The sequence below is a fragment of the Sphingobacterium paludis genome, from assembly GCF_004364125.1.
GTDB classification, from domain to species: Bacteria; Bacteroidota; Bacteroidia; order Sphingobacteriales; family Sphingobacteriaceae; genus Sphingobacterium; species Sphingobacterium paludis.
On the sequence record NZ_SNZV01000001.1, the window covers coordinates 337,802 to 359,206 of the forward strand.

Sequence of the window (21,405 nt, forward strand, 5' to 3'; positions counted from 1 at the left end):
AAATATGTAGAAATGAAATACTGTATTTTTCTTTTATTAGCATGCGTCTCTATGGCCCATGCGCAGATGCCGGATAGTGTTATCGCTGATATCGCGCCCGAATATGATAAAGTAGGTGTGGTGCACAGATTTTGGCTTGGCGATAGCTATCGTAAGCTCTACAATACGCCCGTCACCATGCGTTACGTCAACCTGGCCACGGAGCACGGCGGCCTCTCGGTGGTTAAGCTAGGCGGCGGTATGCAAACGCAGTCGCTAAGACTTCAAGATGCGCAAGGCAGGGAATGGGTGCTGCGCTCCATCCAAAAATATCCCGAACGAAGCTTGCCGGAAAGTTTGCGAAAAACGATTGCCAAAGATATTGTCCAGGATCAAATATCCATCGCCCATCCGTTTGGAGCGCTAACCGTACCGACGTTTAACAGGGCGCTGCAGATCCCGCATGCGTCTCCCGAATTGGTGTTTGTTGGTGATGATGAGCGGCTTGGCGAATATAGGTCCATATTCAAAAACCGCCCGTATATGCTCGAGCCGCGCATGCCTTTCGAGGACAGTAAAACCGACAATACAGCCAAGGTGATACGAAAGGTATTGGAAGATAATGATACCCAAATCGACCAAACCCTGACCTTGCGAGCTCGCCTCTTAGATTTCGTTCTGGGGGATTGGGACAGACACGAAGATAATTGGCGTTGGGACCCAGAAAAAGAGAAGGGCAAAAAAATCTATACGCCCGTACCCCGTGATAGGGATAAGGTATATTACAAGACCTCTGGTGTTTTTCCGACCTTGCTTTCCCGGCAATGGTTAAAGGCGCACTTGCAGCCTTTTAGTCCGCATATACGCAATGTGTCGCACTGGAATTTTAACGCTCGGCATTTCGATCGTTTCTTTCTTAACCATCTTAGCCGCCAGCAATGGGAGAAGGAGATTGTCCGTTTTCAAGAAACGTTGACGGACTCACTCATCCATGTCGCTATGCTACAGATGCCTGACACCATTGTTGCACTCAGTGCGGGTGAGATCGAACATTTTGTTCAGTCCAGGCGAGATGAACTTTTACAAACAGGCACCGATTATTATCGTGCGCTAGCACGCACCGTGGATATTCCGCTATCTGCAAAATCGGAGTTCGTGGAGGTAGACTTTGAGAAAGATGGTTCCATAAGCATTGACGTGCACAACAAGAAAAAGGATGGTAGCCAAGGGCGGCGCATTTTCAAACGGAAATTTTATGCTGACGAGACCCAGGAAATTCGTATCTATGGAATATCGGGCGAAGACGAATACCGGCTGAAGGGCAGTGGCACGTCGAAGATAAAGGTGAGGCTTATCGGTGGTGACCAATTTGATCAGTTTTCGTCATCGAAAGCCTATTCGAAAAGAAATAAGGTGCACCTGTACGATTCAAAAGCCCCGGCAGCAAATCATTTTTCCCTTACACAGCCCGTTCGTTATCATTTGCGCAACGACAGTAGCGTGCATACCTATCCATATGATAATTTTGTTTACGATCGTAAGGGCGTTGTCGTAGACTTTAATTATGGTGTGGATCGCGGTCTTATTTTAGGCGTGGGATACCTTATTGAAAACCAAGGCTTTCGCAAAAGCCCCTACGCCTATAGACATCTTATCAAGGCAAATTATCTGACTGGGCGCCAGTCCTTTATTTTTGATTATCAGGGCGAATTTAAAAAGTTAATCGCTGACCACGACCTTTCCATACATCTACGCTCGCTTGGCCCCTTTAATCAGAACAATTTTTTTGGCTATGGGAATGAGTCATCTTTCGATAAATCCGATGATCGATCCATTTCTTATTACCGGAACCGTTATGACCTCGCGACCTTACAGGTATTATTGGAAAACCCGCTGTCAGATCACATTAAACTGCTATACGGTTTATCTTCCGAGCTGTACAGTAGTCGAGAAGCCGCTAATCGAGGGCGTTTTTTTGAAGATTTTCATGCACAATTTCCAACAGAACCCGTCTACGGCACCATGTTTTTTACTGGCGTATCGGCGGGGGTCGAGATTGACACGCGCGATAACAAAGCAAATGCGAAGCAGGGCTACCAGGTACGTAGTCATTTGACATGGCAGAGCGAGATTGCTGGGGAGCGACGTCATTATGCGCGCTTCAGCAATACCGTTAATGTCTACAAAACTATTTTTCACGATTACCTCACGGTCGCCAACCGAACAGGTGTAGAGGCTGTTTTTGGAAATCCCTATTTCTATCAGCATGCAACGATCGGCGGAGAGAACAGCCTTAGGGGGTATAATTCGCGCCGTTTCGCAGGCAAAACGGCGCTCTATAATAATTTTGAAACGCGTCTCAAGCTATTTAGCTTTAACTCTTATCTGGTGCCGGGTACGGTAGGTGCGATCGGCTTTTATGATATCGGACGCGTTTGGATGTCTGGCGAGCAATCAGATAGATGGCACATGGGGTATGGTGGCGGGCTATACTTCTTGCCGGGCGATCTGTTGGTGCTTCAAGCTGCCGTTGGTGTGAGTAAAGAAGCGGTTTTACCATACATTCGCCTCGGTCTTAGCTTTTAACGGTTACTGTTCGCGTCTTGTTCTTGTGTTGTCAAAAACTCCAGTACGTTTTCCCGTACTTCGAGAGAAAGCGGGTTTTTTAACGGCAAGATTAGCTCATCGTCCAAGTGCATGTGCACGCTTTCGCAATCGATTAGTAGTTCTTTTGCTTCAAATGACTGGTAGGCAAATACGGCATCGTGGTCGCCATCGATAAGCTTTTGTAGGTAAGCTGCAAAAGCCTGGCGTTGACTCTCATCCACATAAACAACGTTGAACAAGCCATCGGCAGTTGACGCCTCTGGTGAGAGCACGAGATTTGGACCAATAGACTGGATGTTCATTACTTCCAGCAACAGGCATTTGCCCTCGTATGTCTTTCCATCTGCCTTTAAGGCGTAGTGATTGGCCTCTGCATGTAACGTCAACTCCTGTAAAACCTGCAGTGCCAACTTCAACTCGTCTTTTGCTGTCTTCGCTTTACTTTTATCCACCGAATCCATCTGTTGCATGAGGTTGGGGAACAGGCCATAACCCGCACTTTCCATAAAAAAATCGGTGGTATCGGCATTTTTTATAACGCCAAGGTCGAAGCGCTGTTTCTTACTTTTCTTCCAGTTTTCAATATGTACACGCTGCTCGAGCTGGCTATCTATGCATAATGTCTTTGATAAATTATTTGCAGTACCCATCGGTAGGATAGCAATCGGTATTTTCTTTGCTAGCGCATTCCGTTGCACCAATTCTTTGACTACCCGTCGGATGGTTCCGTCGCCACCCGCTACGACGGCAAAATCTGCTTGATCCAACTGTTCTTTCCAGCTATCGTCCTTTTTCACGGAGAAGTAAACGCAGCCAAATCCTCCATGCTCGATTTCTTTAACTAAGTCGGACTTTACGTGGTCTTCGTCCCCAGCACCGGGGTTGTGTAATAGAATTGCCTGTTTCATGGATTTTATTTAGAGGTGAACGTTTACATCAGCTCATTTGTTGTTAAAATATAGAAATTAAAAAAATAATTATGAGGATATTAGTAACGAATGATGACGGCATATATAGTCCGGGTATTGCGGCCTTAGCGAAAATAGCGAAAAAGTTTGGTGATGTGCGGGTGGTAGCGCCCGACGTGGAGCAATCATCGATGGGCCATGCGGTGACCCACTCGCGACCCTTAGGCTATAAAAAGTCGCCCATAGAATTTCCTGATATCGAAGCCCATCGGGTGAACGGTACACCTGCCGATTGTGTGGCCATGGGAACCCACCTTTGGAGCGGTGTCGACGTGGTGTTATCAGGCATTAACATGGGGCCAAATCTTGGTAATTCCATGTGGCACTCTGGGACATTGGCAGCTGCCAAACAGGCCGTTCTCTTTGGGATTAAAGGTATTGCACTGAGCACGCCCGTAGGTAATTCAGAGCCGGATTTTGATCTGTTGGAGCCTTATGTTGAGCGTACACTGGAACGTCTGTTGGCGGATACCGAACTCGCGTTGTACAACGTGAATTTTCCACCTAATCCGACGGATATCGTTTGGACGCGCCAATCGGTGCGACTTTATGATGGTAAAATCGTTCCGGGAACTGACCCTATGGGTAGAAAGCATTATTGGTTTACCGTTACACCATTAGAGGCTGCCGATGAGGGTACGGATAGATGGGCGGTTGAGAATAATCTAGTATCCATCACACCGTTACGTCTCGATCTTACAGATGAAGCTGCGCTATCAGACAAGTTATCGACTTAAACGATGCTGCATTCGCTATGAAGAAGCTAAACCTGTCTAAGGATCAAACAGCGTGAAATCGAGCTTTACCCCATGCGGTGTACTCAAGCTCGATTTCACAAGCGTGTATGCAACATGCCGCCGCGCAAACCGTCCCGTTTTCACGAGGAGAAATGCGTAACGCATAGCGCACTATACAAAAGGAATAAGCTACTTCCAGATCCGTTATTCGTCGAGGAACGGATTGAAAACTACGTTATACGACATATGGGGATCGTGCGGCTATATACAAAGCGTCCGATCACAACCAAGCATTCGGCAATTGGGCTTTAATACATCCACTAGCTATCCCCTAACATTCCTTGGTAGCATTCACTAGGCCATTTTCGGGTCTAAATAGCTCGCGAGAACTTCATAGTCTATGCCTGATAATGCGGTAAGTTTCTCTGCAGCATCATAAGCTTCTTGTTCGTCACTAAAAACAAACATGTCGTTACTGTTTCTTGGTTTGACAATGTAGCAAACCTCTCGGCCTATTATTCTCATTTCGTCGTTTTTTCTCATAGTTTGGTCTGGATATGTATGATAGAGTTGCCCGCTACTGAAATAACACACTACACTTTGTTATGGAGCGTACTTGCTTACGAATTTAAACGCCCCTTGAGCAGGTAACTCAATTAACCAAACCTACAAATTATTTAAATCAATATCATAATAAAAATTAAAATAAATTACTAAATTCAATTTTATTTGATTTTACAATGATTTACACATTTAGTTATCTTTCTATTGATTTTGTTTAAGTATTAGTAATTAAACAGACGCGACTATTTTTAGCTGTATCTGTTAACACCTAAAATAGATATTATTTACTGCATCAAGTTGAATATCGTGCTTTGGAAACTTTTTTAACAAAAATAGTAGCCAGCTGGCTACAGCTAGGCGTATAGGTGTGGATGAGGTGTGATCAGATCATAACGATTGATGAAAATTTTAAAAGCTAACGCCAACCAAGTCCAGGCGCTACATGTTCCAGAATGGCCGACAAGATATGCATATTGTAATCAACACCCAGTGTATTCGGAATCGTCAGCAATAAAGTGTCTGCCTCGCGTATAGCCTCATCTTCGGCGAGTTCTTTAATTAATTTGTCGGGCTCAGCGGCGTAACTTTTTCCAAAAATAGCTTGCTTGCCCGCTTCTATCGTACCGACCTTATCTACACTTTCTGCTTGTTGCCCAAAGTAATAACGGTCTTGGTCATTCACCAGCGCAAAGATCGATCTGCTTACCGATACCCGAGGCTCACGACCATGCCCTGCATCTTTCCACGCTTGCTTATATAGTCGTATTTGCTCCGCCTGCTGGATATGGAAAGGCTTACCCGTCTCGTCGTACTTCAGCGTAGAGCTTTGGAGATGCATACCTTGTTCCGCTGCCCATACTGCCGTTGCGTTCGACGCGGCGCCCCACCAAATTCGTTCGCGGAGACCAGCGGCATAAGGCTCCAGCCGCAGGAGACCTGGTGGATTTGGAAACATAGGGTAGGGGTTCGGTTCCGCAAAACCAACACCATTTAGCTTTTCAAGAAATAGCTGTGCTTTTCTTCGTCCCATCTCCGCGTCAGTTTCGCCATCGCCCAGTTCTTGATCAAAGTAACGCCAGCCGTCAATAACCTGTTCTGGAGAACCTCTGCTAATGCCTAATTGTAATCGGCCTCCTGAAATAAGATCTGCGGCGCCTGCATCTTCTACCATATATAAGGGGTTCTCATAGCGCATGTCGATGACGCCGGTACCAATCTCGATTCGACGAGTCTTAGCACCAATAGCGGATAGCAATGGAAATGGTGAGGCCAATTGCTGTGCAAAGTGGTGTACACGGAAGTATGCACCATCAATTCCCAGTTCTTCTGCGGCGACCGCCAGGTCTATTGATTGAAGAAGGGTGTCACTCGCCGTACGCGTTTGATAAGAGGGGTGGTTTGCCCAGTGCCCGAAAGATAAGAAGCCTATTTTTTTCATCTCTTGCCATGCTTAATGCCGATGTTCAAATGTAGCGATCTCGAATGGTTAATAGAAAGCCTGATTGTATTCTGGATGTCAGTAATTTTATTGTCTTTCTTCATAAATTTCAACGTTTAACATTTTTTTACAAACGGAATGCGTTGCCGGACGTTCAATATATGTAACAAAAAAAGGAGAATATTATGAGTGAATTAACATGGAAAGGCCGTTGGAACGAAATTAAAGGTAAGGTTAAACAGCAATATGCGGATCTTACCGATGACGATTTATTATATGCCGAAGGCCAAGAAGACGAGTTGGTAGGTAAACTTCAGAAGAAAACAGGAAAAACTGCAGATGAAGTTAACAGCTGGCTAAACGATTTGTAGGGATAGTGTTAGTGTGGTTTAGTTTGATATGCGGATAATGCAAAGCATTATCCGCATTTTTTATGTTCAATTTTCGAGACCGATTGTCGATGTGCTGCGAACGTAAACTTTTGTTGCGCTATAAAACTATAGACGGTGACGGCAATCGTCGATAAGATTTGCGAGGGCGTGGGGTACCAACCCAAACTTTCTACAAACACTTTTAGTAGTATATAATTGATTAGTATGGAGCCTATGTTTGCTAAAAAATATTTCAATATCTTTGGAATCATACGGTTCTGCGCTTCTTTTCCCGGGAACACCAGGTAATAATTCATAAAAAAGCCGGTAAAAAAAGTAATGGAAAAGGAGAGCATTAACGCAAAAATGTGTGGGCTGATGGTCAGCAGATCCGCTATGTCTACGTTTGATTTCTTTACTATAAAATGATAAGCTACGAAGTATATAATGCAACTAAAACCGACGTTTAGGCAGCCTAAAACAAGATATTTAAACTTCTCAAAATCCAGTATTTTAAGATCAACTATGTTGACGCTAAACGTATATAATTTCCATAGTAGGCCTTTTAGGGCTGAAAACGTTTTGTTCATTTGCCTAAGATATACTTTTATCGTCTAAAACAGTGAAAGATTCTTGGAGCCTGCAGGCATCTTGAGCGTCTATTTTTTCAGAAGTAACCCTTATCCTTTATGCTATACGATGTTGATGTTCATTATGTGGGGCACAAGACAACCTCGTATATTTGAGTTTCATGCGTGCAACGAAACGACCTAGTCTTCGAACCGAAGACCTCTTTAACAAAAAAGATCCTGTCGTCGTGACAGGATCTTTTTTGTTATGATGCAACCAAATTTTACTTGTTTTTTTGGTTTCGGCGAATGATATTCAAAGCACCACCTGCTTTGAACCATTCGATTTGTTGCGCATTGTAGGTGTGGTTTGCTTCGATCTGCTCTTGTGTACCGTCCGCATGATGCAGAACCAACGTCAGCGATTTTCCTGGAGCAAATTCCGTTAAACCTAAGATATCGATGGTATCATCCTCTTGGATCTTGTCGTAGTCATCTTTATCAGCGAATGTTAAGCCTAACATACCTTGCTTTTTAAGGTTCGTCTCATGGATACGTGCAAAAGATTTTACCAGCACAGCCCGCACACCAAGATGGCGAGGTTCCATGGCTGCGTGTTCTCGTGAAGAACCTTCACCATAATTTTCGTCACCCACCACGATAGAGCCTATTCCTTCCGCTTTGTAGGCCCGTTGTGTGGCAGGAACTCCGCCGTACTCACCTGTCAATTGATTTTTAACGGAATCTGTCTGATCGTTGAAATAGTTAACCGCGCCAATAAGCATGTTGTTGGAAATATTATCCAGATGCCCCCGGTATTTCAACCATGGGCCAGCCATCGATATATGGTCTGTGGTACATTTCCCTTTGGCTTTGATCAATAAACGCAAGCCTTTCAGATCCGTGCCTTCCCAAGGTTCGAACGGTTCAAGCAATTGTAAACGATCAGAAGATGGCGATACATCGACTTCTACGTTGGAGCCATCTTCCGCCGGTGCTTGGTAACCTGCGTCTTCCACATCAAAGCCCTTTGCTGGAAGCTCATCACCGGTGGGTGGATCAAGTTTTACTTCTTGGCCATCACGGTTTGTCAATGTATCGGTTACGGGGTTAAATCCAAGATCGCCGGATATGGCAATTGCAGCTACCATTTCTGGGGAAGTGACAAAAGCATATGTATTGGGGTTGCCATCGGCACGTTTGGCGAAATTACGATTGAAGGAGTGTACAATTGTGTTTTTTTCCTGTTTATCGGCACCTGCTCTATCCCACATCCCGATACATGGTCCGCATGCATTCGTAAAGATGGTTGCATTTAAATCTTCAAAAGTCTTGAGTAAGCCATCGCGGTCTGCGGTGTATCGTACCTGCTCCGACCCTGGATTTATACCAAACTCTGCTTTTGTAATCAAGCCTTTATCAATCGCCTGCTGTGCGATAGACGCTGCGCGCGACAAATCTTCGTAAGACGAGTTGGTACAGGATCCGATCAATCCCCATTCCACCTTGGTTGGCCAGCCGTTTTTCTCAGCCTCATCGCGCATGCGCGATACCGGTGTGTACAAGTCTGGCGTGAAGGGGCCGTTTAGCGAAGGCTCTAGTTCAGAGAGGTTGATCTCAATCAGTTGATCGAAGTATTGTTCTGGATCGGCATATACCTCGGGGTCGGCGGTCAAATGGGCCTTGATCGCATTTGCTGCATCCGCCACTTCCGCACGATCGGTAGAGCGTAAATAACGTTCCATTGACTCGTCATAGCCGAAGGTTGATGTCGTTGCACCAATCTCTGCGCCCATGTTACATATGGTACCTTTACCTGTACACGACAAGGATTCGGCGCCTTCGCCAAAATATTCAACGATGGCACCGGTACCACCTTTTACGGTAAGAATACCTGCAACTTTTAAAATTACATCTTTCGGTGCAGACCAACCGCTTAACTTACCCGTTAGTTTAACCCCAATTAATTTGGGAAATTTTAGCTCCCACGGTAAACCAGCCATAACGTCACAGGCATCCGCACCACCCACGCCGATCGCGACCATACCTAGGCCACCCGCATTTACGGTGTGCGAGTCTGTGCCGATCATCATTCCACCTGGAAAAGCGTAATTTTCGAGCACGACCTGGTGAATAATTCCAGCTCCAGGTTTCCAGAAGCCAATACCGTATTTGTTTGAAACAGAAGATAAGAAATTGAATACCTCCGAGCTTTCATTTTTTGCACGCGTCAAATCTTGCTCCGCGCCATCTCTGGCCTGGATCAAATGATCACAATGTACCGTCGAGGGAACAGCCACCTTAGGGCGCCCAGCCTGCATAAATTGCAAAAGTGCCATCTGGGCCGTTGCATCTTGCATAGCCACGCGGTCTGGTGCAAAATCAACATAAGAACTTCCGCGTTCGTAAGCCTCCGTTGCATTTCCATGCCACAGGTGGGCATATAAAATTTTCTCTGAAAGGGTTAAAGGTTTATTTACTACCTGACGTGCAGCGTTGATGCGCTCTTCGTACTGGCTATAAACCTTTTTGATCATCTCTATATCAAATGCCATATCGCTTAAATTTTATTATCAATTCTCAATTTTGTATGTTGAGTAGGATATAACAACTATCCTACCAACTCTTTCACTGGAGGCGCAAACTTTGTCAAATTAATGCCTTTTACTGCATTTTTGTATTCCTCTACGTTTGGAATGCGTCCTAAGATCGCTGAAAGAACAACGACTGGCGTGGAGGCCAATAACGATTCTCCTTTTTTACGTTCCGAATCTTCAACCACCCGTCCTTGGAAAAGACGAGTCGACGTTGCCAATACGGTATCTCCTTTAGCAGCTTTCTCCTGATTTCCCATACACAAGTTACATCCTGGACGTTCCAAATACATAATGTTTTCGTATTCTGTACGGGCATTGCTTTTTGGCAACAGATCACTGAACTCAAAACCAGAATAACGCTGCAGTATTTCCCAATCACCTTCAGCTGTTAACTCATCGATAATGTTGTAGGTAGGTGCCGCAACGACTAAAGGTGCATGAAAGGATACTTGACCCTGTTGCTCTTCCAGATTTTTAAGCATCTGCGACACGATTTTCAAGTCGCCTTTGTGCACCATACAGGATCCTACGAAACCAAGATCGACCTTTTTCTCGCCAGCATAGTAGGAGAGGGCGCGGATGGTATCGTGGGTATACCGTTTTGATACGTCTTCGTTGTTAACATCCGGGTCCGCGATCATCGGTTCTGCGATTTCGTCAAGATCGATAACCACCTCTGCGTAATATTTTGCATTGTCATCTGGCATCAAGGCTGGTTTTTCGCCAGATTTAATTTCAGCGATGCGTTTATCGGCCTTGTTGATTAGACCCTGAAGCACATGGCGCTCATTCTCCATGCCTTTATCGATCATGATTTGGATTCTGCCCTTCGCAATTTCCAATGACTCGATTAAGGTATCATCAAGTGATATACAGATGGAAGCTTTTGCTTTCATTTCTGCGGTCCAGTCGGTGAAGGTAAATGCCTGGTCGGCTGGAAGAGTGCCGATATGCACCTCAATAATCCGCCCTTGGAACACGTTTTCGCCAGCAAACTGTTTCAGCATTTGCGATTGCGTAGCGTGCACCACGTCACGGAAGTCCATGTAGTCTTTCATTTCGCCCTTGAAGGTAACTTTTACCGATTCTGGAATAGGCATAGAGGCTTCGCCTGTAGCGAGCGCTAGGGCAACTGTTCCGGAGTCGGCACCAAAAGCGACACCCTTTGACATCCGCGTGTGCGAGTCGCCACCAATGATAATAGCCCACTCATCCACCGTGATGTCATTCAAAACTTTATGGATAACGTCAGTCATCGCATGGTATTCACCTTTCGGATCACGCGCTGTAATCAACCCAAACTCGTTCATGAATTTCATCAACTTCGGAATGTTTGCTTGCGCTTTTTTGTCCCATACGGATGCGGTGTGGCAGCCCGATTGGTAAGCACCATCCACGATTGGGGAAATAACCGTTGCGGCCATCGATTCCAACTCTTGGGCGGTCATCAATCCTGTCGTATCTTGCGAGCCAACGATATTGACTTCAACACGAACGTCAGATCCAGCATGCAAAACCTTGCCTGGCGTAGTGCCCACTGCATTTCTATTGAATATTTTTTCTACGGCAGTAAGTCCTTGCCCTTCTACAGAAATTTCCTTGGAAGGTGCAAAAACTGGTGTTGCCTCGACGCCTAAGATTTTAGCAGCGACAGTTTGTATCTTTTTACCGAAGACGATAGCATAAGAGCCGCCGGCACGGATAAATTCTACCTTTTGTGGCGTGAAGGCTTTTGAAACGTCGATAAGCTCCTGCTCTCCGTTATATAGTTTCTTCGTTTTGGTGTTAATTGTTAATACGGTTCCCGTGGCTACGGAATAGGCTTCTTCAAGAATGGGTTCGCCTTTTTCGTTGCGCAACACGTTGCCCTCCGCATCTGTTTTCTTAACCCAATTTTTTAAGTCGATACCGATACCCCCTGTTACGTCTACGGTAGTCAAGAAAATTGGGGATATGCCATTGGTACCGCCTACGATAGGGGCGATGTTTACGAAGGGTACGTATGGGCTTGCTTGCTTGCCTGTCCAGAGTGCTACGTTATTTACACCGGACATACGCGAAGAACCGACACCCATGGTGCCTTTCTCTGCGATAAGCATAACGCTAGCGTCTGGATGTTGAGCCTGCAGGGCTTTGATCTGATCTTGCGCCGCCGGCGTGATCATACATTTACCGTGAAGTTCGCGGTCAGAACGTGAGTGCGCCTGGTTTCCCGGTGATAGTAAATCGGTGGAAATATCACCTTCGCCAGCAATAAACGTGACTACCTTGATCTCCTCCGCTACTTCGGGTAGTTGCGTAAAGAATTCGGCCTTGGCGTAGCTCTCCAATATCTCTCTAGCGGTGGTATTTCCTTGCTCGAAAGCTTCTTTCAGCCGCGCAATATCTGCATCGTAAAGAAATACTTGTGTTTTTAAGACGTTGGCCGCTTGGCGGGCAATGTCTGCATCGGCTCCCAACGCAAGATCCAGTAAAACTTCAATAGAAGGGCCGCCTTTCATATGCGAAAGGAGTTCGAAAGCATAGACCGGTGATATTTCTTCTACCAACGTTTGTCCGACAGCGATTTCTTTTAAGAACTTTGCCTTTACGCCCGCTGCACTCGTTGTGCCGGGTAACGTATTGTAAATAAAAAAGTGGAGGGCGTCTTTTCGGTTCGGATTGGTGCTGTCGTTTATTAGTGTGATGATTTCACTTAGTAGATCAGCGCCGTCAATTGGTTTAGGATGAAGGTTTTGCTGTTTTCTTTCAGCAATTTCTTGTAAATAGTCGTTATAAATACTCATTTTCTTAGAAGTAATTTCGAGGATTGTGCGCAGCGGTAAACGATTACAGCTGCTCTAGTCAATCTGTCGCGAAGCTCTGCCGACATAACACCGTACATGGCCCTTTGAACAGGTTTCTGTACGGAATGCTTTTTGTTAAAACATAACCGGTTACGCGATTTTTTGAATCACGACAAAAATACAAAAAAGAATAGGTTTTAGGTAGATTAACGCCAAGCGAAACGTTAATTTGGAATAAATCCAAACAATAAGATGACACTTTCGCGTGAGGCAAGAAAAAGGGGATGTATTGCTGGAAAGCGGCCGTAAAGCCGCCTTCTTTTAGCTTATGTTTAAATGCACGCGTCAACTGAAGATAGCCCAAGGGCTGCTGATTGCACAGCCTTAGGTTGCGAATCGCTTATGCAGATTGGATACCTGATTCGATATGCTTCAGTTCTTTGACGGCTACGATAGGGTCTGCCGCCCCAAATACGCTGCTTCCTGCTACCAATACATCTGCACCGGCATCAAGCAAAGCTGCTGCATTTCCGGTGCCGACACCGCCATCTATTTCGATCAACAATGCTGGGTTAACGTTTGCTGCCAATTCCCGTAGTTCTTTGATTTTGGTGTAGGTTTGTGGGATGAATTTTTGCCCACCGAATCCTGGATTAACCGACATGATACATACCAGATCAAGATCAGCGAGGACATCTTTCAGCAAGCTTACCGGTGTATGCGGATTTAAAGCGACGCCAGCCTTACAACCCAATTCACGAATAGCGGAAAGCGTTCTGTGTAAATGATGGCAGGCTTCGTAATGCACCGTAATTACGGCAGCGCCAGCGTCTTTACACGTCTTGAGGTAACGATCTGGATCCACAATCATTAAATGCACATCTAACGGTTTTTGGGCATGCTTAGCGATGGCCTGCATAACCGGAAAGCCAAAAGAAATATTCGGAACGAATACGCCATCCATGATATCGATGTGAAACCAATCTGCTTCGCTGTTGTTTACCATCTGCACGTCGTCGTAAAGTCTTGCAAAGTCTGCTGCTAGCACGGAAGGAGCAATCAAATGTTTTGTTGTAGACATCTTTCTTTTTTCTGCAAAGATAAGTATGTGAGCGGGATTTATCTGCGAAATTTCGTAAATTAATCCCTCCAGCGATTCCGAACATAAATTGTACCTTTGTTTGATATTGCGGTATTAACACATAAAAAACGTATAGTAAGTGGCTAAACTCAAGATTAATTATAGCAGAGAAAAAACGCAGAACAATTCTTTTTTGGTCAAGTTTGCCATGGTCGTGTTGGCGATCATGCTGATATGTATTTTTCTACCGAAGCAGCCTCGATTCCGGTACGAATTTCAAAAAGGAAAGGCGTGGAACCACGACAATCTTATTTCGCCCTACAATTTTGCTATTCTGAAGACACAGGAGGAACTGATTCGGGACAAGGAACAAATCTTAAAAACAGTACAGCCGATCTACACACTAAACGTTAGTGCCAGCAAAGAACAAATCGACCAGTTTAACACCGATATAGCAGAGAAATGGCAGATAGGAAGCATGGACTCCACGGGGCAGGGTACACTCGAGACGTATCAGGCTGTCGGAAATGCATTGCTCAATTATGTGTATAATCGCGGCATCGTATCGCTGAATAACCGCTACCAAAATAAGGGGGAAAATGGTGGAAATGTGGAGAAAACGGAGAGTCAATACAACTTTACATTGATTCATGAGAACATTGCACAGCAAAAGAACACTGCTGATATTTTTACGATTGAAACGGCGAACCAATATATTAAGCAATCTCTGGCTAAAAATGGGCGCATCAGTCAAAAAGATTGGCTTTCCGAAATATTGAAAAACTACGTCACGATAAACTACGTTTTTGATGAAAATTTAACGAATAAGGTAGAACAAAACGCCTTAGCCAATATTTCCAGCACGCGCGGTGTGGTGCAAAAAGGTGAACTTATTGCCGAGAAGGACAAGATTATAAATAATGAGACGTATCAAAAGCTGGAATCCCTACGGAAGGTATTTGAGGACGAGGCACGTATAAGTGGAAACCAAAATTTTGTGGCTTTCGGGCAGTTTGTCATGATCTCCATGTGCATAGCCCTGCTGATGGTGTTTCTCTACTTTTTTAGGTCGTCTATATATGATAACAACCGATTGGTTTTTATCGTTATGATCGTGATTGTATCCATGCTTGGCGTGCTCTCGTGGGCCTTGAAGATGAAGATTCCAAGCCTGTATTATATTCCATATTGTAGCGTGCCTATTATATTTAGGGTGCTTTTCGATACGCGTGTCGCGCTGAATATTCACCTGCTTATGGTGCTTATTGCGGCGCTGTTTGTACCGAATAGCTATGAGTTCGTTTTCTTACAATTTATCGCGGGGATGGTCGCTATATACAGTATAAAAACCTTGGTAAAGCGCGAACAATTTTTGGTGTCCTCTTTGATTATTTTGGCGACCTATATTGTGGCGTATGTAGGGCTTGTGCTGACCCGTAATGGTTCATTCAACAGTATCTATTGGGTCGATATCGCCCCGTTTATTGTGAGCGTGGGACTCACGCTGCTTGCTTATCCACTTATTTACGCCTTTGAACGCCTGTTCGGTATCGTCTCTGACTTAACCCTGATGGAGTTAACCAATAGTAATTCGCGGGTATTGCGCGAGCTTTCCCTGAAAGCCCCCGGTACGTTTCAGCACTCGTTGCAGGTCGCTAACCTGGCTGAGGCTGCCATTTACAAAATTGGGGGGAATCCGCTCTTGGTTCGCGCAGGCGCGCTGTATCACGATATCGGAAAAATGTTAAATCCGCTGTTTTTTATTGAAAACCAACGCTCAGGTGCCAATCCGCATGAGGAGCTGACACCTGAACAGTCGGCGCAGATTATCATCTCCCACGTGCACAAGGGGGTAGAGATGGCAAAAAAGAATTTGCTTCCCGAGGTGGTCATCGACTTTATACGCACGCACCACGGCACCACGCGGGTGGACTATTTTTATAATGTCTTTGTGAAAAAAAATCCGGATAAGTTGGTGGATGAGGGGATCTTTCGGTATCCCGGACCTGTTCCGTTTTCCAAAGAGACGGCTGTACTGATGATGGCGGATTCGGTGGAAGCGGCATCCCGCGCGCTGAAAGAGCCTTCGGAAGAGTCTATTAACAAGTTGGTGGACAAGATTATTGATTACAAGATAACGCAGCGCCAATTTATCAATGCGAATATTACCATGCGGGATATCACGGAGGTTTCTGAAATCTTTAAATCCATGCTGAAAAGCATTTATCACGTGCGGATTGATTACGACGTAAACAAAAAAACTGCCCCAGCCGAGGAGTAGAAAAAAATCGATTTGACAATCAGATCGTTATTGTTTTTTGTTAAAAAATGCCTTTTAAAGCTTTGCAGAATAAAATTTTTGCGTTATGTTTGCACAGTCAAAATAAGGAGAGGTGCCTGAGTGGCCGAAAGGAACAGTTTGCTAAACTGTCGTACTGGAAACGGTACCGCGGGTTCGAATCCCGCCCTCTCCGCAGACGTTACAAAAGTTCAACGGAAGTTGGACTTTTGTGGTTTTAGGGCAAGCTGAGGGATGAAGACCCGGCGGGTTCGAACTTCTCTCGTTTAGGGCAGAGTTTGGGGTTTGCGGGGCTAAACATATCCCGCCCTCTCCGCAGACGTTCAAAAGTTCAACGGAAGTTGGACTTTTGTGGTTTTAGGGCAAGCTGCGGGATGCGAACCCGGCGGGTTCGAACTTCTCTCGTTTAGGGCAGAGTTTGGGGTTTGTGGGGCTAAACATATCCCGCCCTCTGCGCAGACGTTACAAAAGTTCAACGGAAGTTGGACTTTTGTGGTTTTAAGGCAAGCTGCGGGATGCGAACCCGGCGGGTTCGAACTTCTCTCGTTTAGGGCAGAGTTTGGGGTTTGCGGGGCTAAACATATCCCGCCCTCTCCGCAGACGTTACAAAAGTTCAACGGAAGTTGAACTTTTGTGGTTTTAGGGCAAGCCGCGGGATGCGAATCCGGCGGGTTCGAACTTCTCTCGTTTAGGGCAGAGTTTGGGGTTTCGGTCTCTGAAAATTCAAGCTCGTTAAAGGCGGAGAGGTGTTTGTTCGCCTGCCTTCAGAAAAAGCTCTTTGACCGCTTGGCCCTTTAATCGGATGGCGACGGTCTGATCTATTTTTGAAACGAGCATAGCCTCAATTTGATCACCTTCCCACTTGAGTTCACGCACGATAATTCCGCCACGTAGGGCTAAATCCGTGATTGACCCTTTATGCCAGCTATCAGGTTTACACGGTAGCAACGAAATAAGGCCCGGCTCAGCATAGGTAAGCATTTTCATGACGAGTGAGGGATATCCGCCACTGATATCAAGATTGAACGTCTTTTTGGGATCGTGCGTGGAAACCAGATTGTTATTCCAGTAACTATTTCCTAACCAGGTGAGCATGTCATAGGCCGTTTCGTTTTCGCCCAGCGCCGTTGCGGCGAAGGCCAATTGGATCATGCCAAAAGCCATAATCCCTCCGTTTTCCTGACGGCGAATTTCCATTCTCCTGTCGATTACTTTTTTACTGGCTAGTCGTAACTCTTTATTGTTAACGATCAGGGGGTCGTGAAGGTCGAATAGCCCGAGCAGATGGGATGCATGACGATGATTATGGTTGTCTGCCAGATCATCCCACACCCATTCCCGAAGTTCTCCTTCGGCATTAACCTGGTAGGTCGGCATCTTACTTAACATGTCTTCCCATAACGCTATTTTTTCTTTATTTATGCCCTGCTTTTGGCTTACACTGATTAAGGCTCGTAGCAAAGCATTTACGGCCATCACGTCCATTGTAGCATTGATACACGCTTGGCTTTTATAGTTAAGCGGATGGTTTTCTGGGGAGTAAGAAGGATTAAATACATATTTGCCGTCTGTACCTTCTTTTAAAAAATCGCTGTAGAATAAGGCTGATTCCTCCATAAAAGGCAGCGCTCTGGTGCGCAGAAATTGCTCATCTTGTGTATATAAGTAGTAGTCGTAATAGAACATGGAGTACCAAGCGGCGCCAATGGTCCAAAAGGTCATCGGCCAGGTCGCATCCCAATGGTTGTTAAGCCCATGCGTACTATAGCGTGAAGGTACGTGGATGCCCCGGCAGTTATAAAGCTCCTTAGCATTGGTTCTGAAATCTTCTAGGTAATTTTCAAGATTGTCAAATAGCGGTAACATCAGCTCGGGGGTGTTGGCTTGTAGAAAGTGGGAAATGGCCACGGGCAAATTGCCGTTGGTGGTATAGTCACCTGACCAAGGCGGGGTCATTGTAGCTCCCCATATACCTTGTAGATTCGGTGGATTTATTCCTGTGGCACTGATTGCATTATAGCGCGCTGCATCAAAAAGCTTTTCGATCAACGCAGGATGTTCTCCGCCAAGCTCCAGCAGCTCTTCGGAAGATTTCATGCGGTCTTGTGCACTTGCATGCAGATCCAGCCGGACTTGATTGAACAAGGACTTGTGTAGCTTACGGTGCTCTTCTAATAAGTGTTCATAATTACTGCCAAACTGTGTAAGGGACTTTTGGATCGACACGACTTCATCTTCCTTCATTGTCTTGGATGGTTCAATACGTGCTAAAAGTACAACTTCAGTAGCATCATGGATTGTTAGTTGATTGTTTTGCGCCGATATTTTACCATTAGCATGTGTGACCTTGATGGCTCCATGGTAGCCTAGATAGCTTCCTTCCCAGGGATTATTGTACCAAGCTCGGCAGGTTATGCCGCTATCGATTGCAGATATCTCCATCCGCTTTATTCCTAGGTTGTCGTCCAATTGGTACTTCCCTTTTCGAGCATCATCATGGGTAAGGATACGCTTAATATCCAACGTTGTGTTTATTTCAGCACCTTCGAAAGCCTGTAATCGTATTACGACGACATTATCGGCTCGCGAGACGAAGGTTTTACGACTAAACTCGCCTTGATCGTTTTGCCATTGTACATCGATCTCGCCAGATTCAAAATCCACCGATCTGCGGTATGTATTGACTTTGGTGGAATCACTGACTAGGTTAAGCTGGAAACCGGGGATGAAACAATCGGTCGCGTGCTTTCCGTTGTATCCTTCAGAATTGGCAAGATCAACGACAAACTGTGCGCCTTCCTCGAATTTTTTTGCTAGCATAAGCTCCCGGATCTCATCAATATGCTTGCCTTGTGATACTGGCTTAAGCGGTTTGTGCAAGGGGAGATACAGTAGGGCATGGTTAAAGACGATGGACTCGTTGTACGGTGATCCCTGGACCATCACGCCCATTCTACCATTTCCAGACACGAGCGATTCTTCCCATTTCTGCGCGGGCCTATTACTATGAAAACCACGTGCAGGTGCCTCATGGGAAATTTGACTGTTGCTCTTACAGGCTCCTAAAACGATCAATAGCGCTAAGGCCATGCGTTTGTGTTTCTTGTTCATAAAATTTATCATCATAGGTTTGTGTATAACATTCGTAGTTTTGCGTGTTTGTTAATCTAAATTTTTTTCGACCAAAAAGGACTGCAGATCGACCCGTCCGCCATCATTTGTAAGGCCGGCTCTGCTGCAAAAGGTTCCAATCTTGGCGCCGATCCAATGTCCTTCCTTTAAATTAAACGAGCCGCCCAAAGTGGTATACGTCTCGCCATCTGTGCTGAAACTGAAGCTGGCCTGTTCACCATCGTGGACGGATACTCGCAACGAAATGGTTTCTGAATCTATACGTTGCGAAGCGTTTATCTTCTCCTTTGCACCTTTGTCGGCACCGTAACAGTCTATTTGTTCCAGTAGATAGCCACTCTCGGTTCGTTTCAAGGCGATAAGGCCGTAGTCCTTGCCCATAATTAACAAGCCGGTACGCTCCTCGGGTTGCTTGGGATCCAATTTGGGCTTAATTTCAAGTGACGCGGTGAAGTTCGCAGCAGGCATTTTCTGTAGCAACAGGTTGGGGACATCCCAAAGGTTTTTATAAGCTTCTGGCAGCGGAACGGAATATAGCGATAGCACTTTGCGTTTTGCATCGGCAAAATGCCACCAGTCTTGTGGATTGGCGTGCCATTGCCATTGAAGTCCCAACTGATTTGTCGCGAACTGATCGGATTCCTGTGGATTTATTTGCGTATTATAGGCAGAAGTTGGTTTGCGGTAAACCAATACAGGATTACCTGCTCCGTCACCATCCTCATCCAGCCCGATGACAGGCCAGTCATCTTTCCAAGCCATTGGCTGAAGATGTACGATCCGTCCAATAGTACCTACGTCTTGGAAGTGAAAGAACCAGTCCTCGCCATTAGGCGTGTCCACCCAAGCTCCTTGGTGGGGACCATTTACCGGTGTGTTTCCCTGTTGTAAAACAATTTTTCTTTCATATGGTCCAAATATCTCTTTGGAACGTAAAATAGTCTGCCAACCAGTTGATACGCCACCAGCTGGAGCAAAAACGTAGTAATATCCATTTCTTCGGTGTAATTTCGGTCCTTCAATGGTTGGATCAACGTCATGACCATCATAAATTATCCTGCTACTACCAATCGTCTTTTCTCCATCAGCAGATAGTTTACTAATGGCCAGTAGACTTTTTATGCGGGCCCTACTTCCAGCAAGGCCATGAACCAGATAGGCCTGGCCATCTTCATCCCAAAATGGACAGGCGTCAATAAGGCCCTTGCCTGCTTTAACGAGCTTGAGGGGCGTCCATTCTCCGAGGGGGTTCTTAGCCTTCGTCATGTAAATGCCGAAGTCAGGATCGCCGTAGTAAATGTAGAACTCGCCTGTGTGATAACGAATAGCTGGTGCCCAGATGCCGTTTCCATGCTGCGGCCGGTCAAAGAAGTTCTCCGGATGAAAGCCCGGAGCGCGAAGTTCCCGAACCGCGTGGTTAACAATCGTCCAGTTCACCATATCTTTTGAATGCAGTATGGGCAGGCCAGGTAGGGAGTTAAAACTTGACGCGGTCATGTAATAATCCTCGCCCACGCGACATACATCCAGATCCGAATAATCAGCGTGGATGATCGGATTTTTGTAGGTTCCGTTGCCTTGATCCGGAGACCAGACGGCGGAAAGGGCAGTTGACTTTTGTTGAGCGTGCAAGATGCAAATTGTCATATGGAGGACAACAAGTGTTTTTAAAAATTTAAGTAGCATAGCATGATATTGTTTTGTTGGCGGCGTGTCAGCCTCGGTTTACTTGACAAACTTAGCTAGTGCTTGTCGGGAGGAAGTTCATAAATTGATCAAAAAGTCTCAATTTTCCGGCGTACCCGAATGCTATTCCTTTGGGAATAGTTCATCTCGGCTTTCCCGGCGCTGCTGTGGGGAACATTGATGGGATGGTTAAGCGCAGTGCCACGGAAGAAGTAACTTACGCCGCTTTTGTTTTGTTCATGTTGATCTGACTACGAGCAAAGGGCAAATTGAATTGGAACTTTTCCAATAGCCATGTGGGCCATCAATTCCAACCATTTTGTTGGCCGGTCGTGGTATTCCTAGATTTCCTGTCGAAAGAAGCAAGACGGTGAAAGTTTAGAAAATACGAATGGTATATTGCTGATTTTTATCGCTTTAAATATGGGTTGTCAAATTTTAAACCTATTATGTCAATTTTTGAACCTGCCAAGCCCTGTGTAACAATATTTTTGCTATAGCTAAATGGCCTAGCACGCAAGCATACATGCGACGATAGGCACCAATTGTGATTTTTGACTTGGCTTCACTGCAAGCCGAGCCATGTAGGTA

The 21,405-nt window shown here is 45.5% G+C and carries 13 protein-coding genes and 1 tRNA gene; 5 read left to right on the top strand and 9 right to left on the bottom strand.

What is annotated here, in order from left to right; translation table 11 throughout:
- The first annotated feature begins 12 nt into the window (after nucleotides 1–12).
- Nucleotides 13–2,565 (top strand): BamA/TamA family outer membrane protein, encoded by a 2,553-nt coding sequence (locus B0I21_RS01450; RefSeq protein WP_133638559.1) that lies wholly within the window; start codon nucleotides 13–15, stop codon nucleotides 2,563–2,565.
- Here the strand turns inward: B0I21_RS01450 and B0I21_RS01455 are convergent.
- Nucleotides 2,562–3,494, bottom strand: coding sequence for a diacylglycerol/lipid kinase family protein (locus B0I21_RS01455; protein ID WP_133638560.1), 933 nt, complete (start codon nucleotides 3,492–3,494; stop codon nucleotides 2,562–2,564). The genes B0I21_RS01450 and B0I21_RS01455 overlap by 4 nt on opposite strands.
- Before the next feature lie 71 nt (nucleotides 3,495–3,565).
- On the opposite strand from B0I21_RS01455, the gene surE reads away from it, so the two are divergent.
- Entirely contained in the window at nucleotides 3,566–4,291 is a 726-nt protein-coding gene (gene surE / locus B0I21_RS01460; protein WP_133638561.1) for a 5'/3'-nucleotidase SurE, read from the top strand.
- Nucleotides 4,292–4,645: 354 nt separating this feature from the next.
- Here the strand turns inward: surE and B0I21_RS19985 are convergent, their stop codons facing one another.
- Nucleotides 4,646–4,816 (bottom strand): hypothetical protein, encoded by a 171-nt coding sequence (locus B0I21_RS19985; protein WP_166637748.1) that lies wholly within the window; start codon nucleotides 4,814–4,816, stop codon nucleotides 4,646–4,648.
- Nucleotides 4,817–5,270: 454 nt separating this feature from the next.
- Nucleotides 5,271–6,293, bottom strand: coding sequence for an LLM class flavin-dependent oxidoreductase (locus B0I21_RS01465; RefSeq protein WP_133638562.1), 1,023 nt, complete (start codon nucleotides 6,291–6,293; stop codon nucleotides 5,271–5,273).
- A 185-nt stretch (nucleotides 6,294–6,478) separates the two neighbouring features.
- On the opposite strand from B0I21_RS01465, the gene B0I21_RS01470 reads away from it, so the two are divergent.
- Nucleotides 6,479–6,664 carry a CsbD family protein gene (locus tag B0I21_RS01470; protein WP_037494200.1) on the top strand — a complete coding sequence of 62 codons (186 nt, stop codon included), beginning with the start codon at nucleotides 6,479–6,481 and terminating at the stop codon, nucleotides 6,662–6,664.
- A 47-nt stretch (nucleotides 6,665–6,711) separates the two neighbouring features.
- Here B0I21_RS01470 and B0I21_RS01475 read toward each other — a convergent pair whose 3' ends face one another.
- The 4 genes from B0I21_RS01475 to rpe form a co-directional block, all read right to left on the bottom strand.
- A complete protein-coding gene (locus tag B0I21_RS01475; protein ID WP_133638563.1) occupies nucleotides 6,712–7,254 on the bottom strand; it encodes a GtrA family protein in 543 nt (180 codons plus the stop codon).
- A gap of 263 nt (nucleotides 7,255–7,517) precedes the next feature.
- Complete coding sequence (locus B0I21_RS01480) at nucleotides 7,518–9,788, bottom strand: aconitate hydratase (protein WP_133638564.1); 2,271 nt, start codon at nucleotides 9,786–9,788, stop codon at nucleotides 7,518–7,520.
- A 56-nt stretch (nucleotides 9,789–9,844) separates the two neighbouring features.
- A complete protein-coding gene (locus B0I21_RS01485; RefSeq protein ID WP_133638565.1) occupies nucleotides 9,845–12,616 on the bottom strand; it encodes a bifunctional aconitate hydratase 2/2-methylisocitrate dehydratase in 2,772 nt (923 codons plus the stop codon).
- 400 nt (nucleotides 12,617–13,016) lie between these two features.
- Nucleotides 13,017–13,697, bottom strand: coding sequence for a ribulose-phosphate 3-epimerase (rpe, locus tag B0I21_RS01490; RefSeq protein WP_133638566.1), 681 nt, complete (start codon nucleotides 13,695–13,697; stop codon nucleotides 13,017–13,019).
- Nucleotides 13,698–13,836: 139 nt separating this feature from the next.
- Between rpe and B0I21_RS01495 the strand changes: the two genes are divergently transcribed.
- Nucleotides 13,837–15,978 (top strand): HD family phosphohydrolase, encoded by a 2,142-nt coding sequence (locus tag B0I21_RS01495; protein WP_133638567.1) that lies wholly within the window; start codon nucleotides 13,837–13,839, stop codon nucleotides 15,976–15,978.
- A 106-nt stretch (nucleotides 15,979–16,084) separates the two neighbouring features.
- Nucleotides 16,085–16,171, top strand: a tRNA-Ser gene (locus B0I21_RS01500).
- A 557-nt stretch (nucleotides 16,172–16,728) separates the two neighbouring features.
- Here B0I21_RS01500 and B0I21_RS01505 read toward each other — a convergent pair.
- Both B0I21_RS01505 and B0I21_RS01510 read right to left on the bottom strand, forming a co-directional pair.
- A complete protein-coding gene (locus tag B0I21_RS01505; protein ID WP_208292238.1) occupies nucleotides 16,729–19,107 on the bottom strand; it encodes a glycosyl hydrolase family 95 catalytic domain-containing protein in 2,379 nt (792 codons plus the stop codon).
- Nucleotides 19,108–19,158: 51 nt separating this feature from the next.
- A complete protein-coding gene (locus B0I21_RS01510; protein WP_133638568.1) occupies nucleotides 19,159–20,814 on the bottom strand; it encodes a glycoside hydrolase family 43 protein in 1,656 nt (551 codons plus the stop codon).
- Nucleotides 20,815–21,405 lie beyond the last annotated feature (591 nt).

What these genes read in the sequence shown, in the direction of transcription:
- B0I21_RS01455 (WP_133638560.1), bottom strand. Translation starts at nt 3,494, where the DNA reads ATGAAACAGGCAATTCTATTACACAACCCCGGTGCTGGGGACGAAGAC.
- B0I21_RS01510 (WP_133638568.1), bottom strand. Translation starts at nt 20,814, where the DNA reads ATGCTACTTAAATTTTTAAAAACACTTGTTGTCCTCCATATGACAATT.
- B0I21_RS01485 (WP_133638565.1), bottom strand. Translation starts at nt 12,616, where the DNA reads ATGAGTATTTATAACGACTATTTACAAGAAATTGCTGAAAGAAAACAG.
- B0I21_RS01465 (WP_133638562.1), bottom strand. Translation starts at nt 6,293, where the DNA reads ATGAAAAAAATAGGCTTCTTATCTTTCGGGCACTGGGCAAACCACCCC.
- B0I21_RS01480 (WP_133638564.1), bottom strand. Translation starts at nt 9,788, where the DNA reads ATGGCATTTGATATAGAGATGATCAAAAAGGTTTATAGCCAGTACGAA.
- B0I21_RS01450 (WP_133638559.1), top strand. Translation starts at nt 13, where the DNA reads ATGAAATACTGTATTTTTCTTTTATTAGCATGCGTCTCTATGGCCCAT.
- B0I21_RS01470 (WP_037494200.1), top strand. Translation starts at nt 6,479, where the DNA reads ATGAGTGAATTAACATGGAAAGGCCGTTGGAACGAAATTAAAGGTAAG.
- surE (WP_133638561.1), top strand. Translation starts at nt 3,566, where the DNA reads ATGAGGATATTAGTAACGAATGATGACGGCATATATAGTCCGGGTATT.
- B0I21_RS01505 (WP_208292238.1), bottom strand. Translation starts at nt 19,107, where the DNA reads ATGAACAAGAAACACAAACGCATGGCCTTAGCGCTATTGATCGTTTTA.
- rpe (WP_133638566.1), bottom strand. Translation starts at nt 13,697, where the DNA reads ATGTCTACAACAAAACATTTGATTGCTCCTTCCGTGCTAGCAGCAGAC.
- B0I21_RS01475 (WP_133638563.1), bottom strand. Translation starts at nt 7,254, where the DNA reads ATGAACAAAACGTTTTCAGCCCTAAAAGGCCTACTATGGAAATTATAT.
- B0I21_RS19985 (WP_166637748.1), bottom strand. Translation starts at nt 4,816, where the DNA reads ATGAGAATAATAGGCCGAGAGGTTTGCTACATTGTCAAACCAAGAAAC.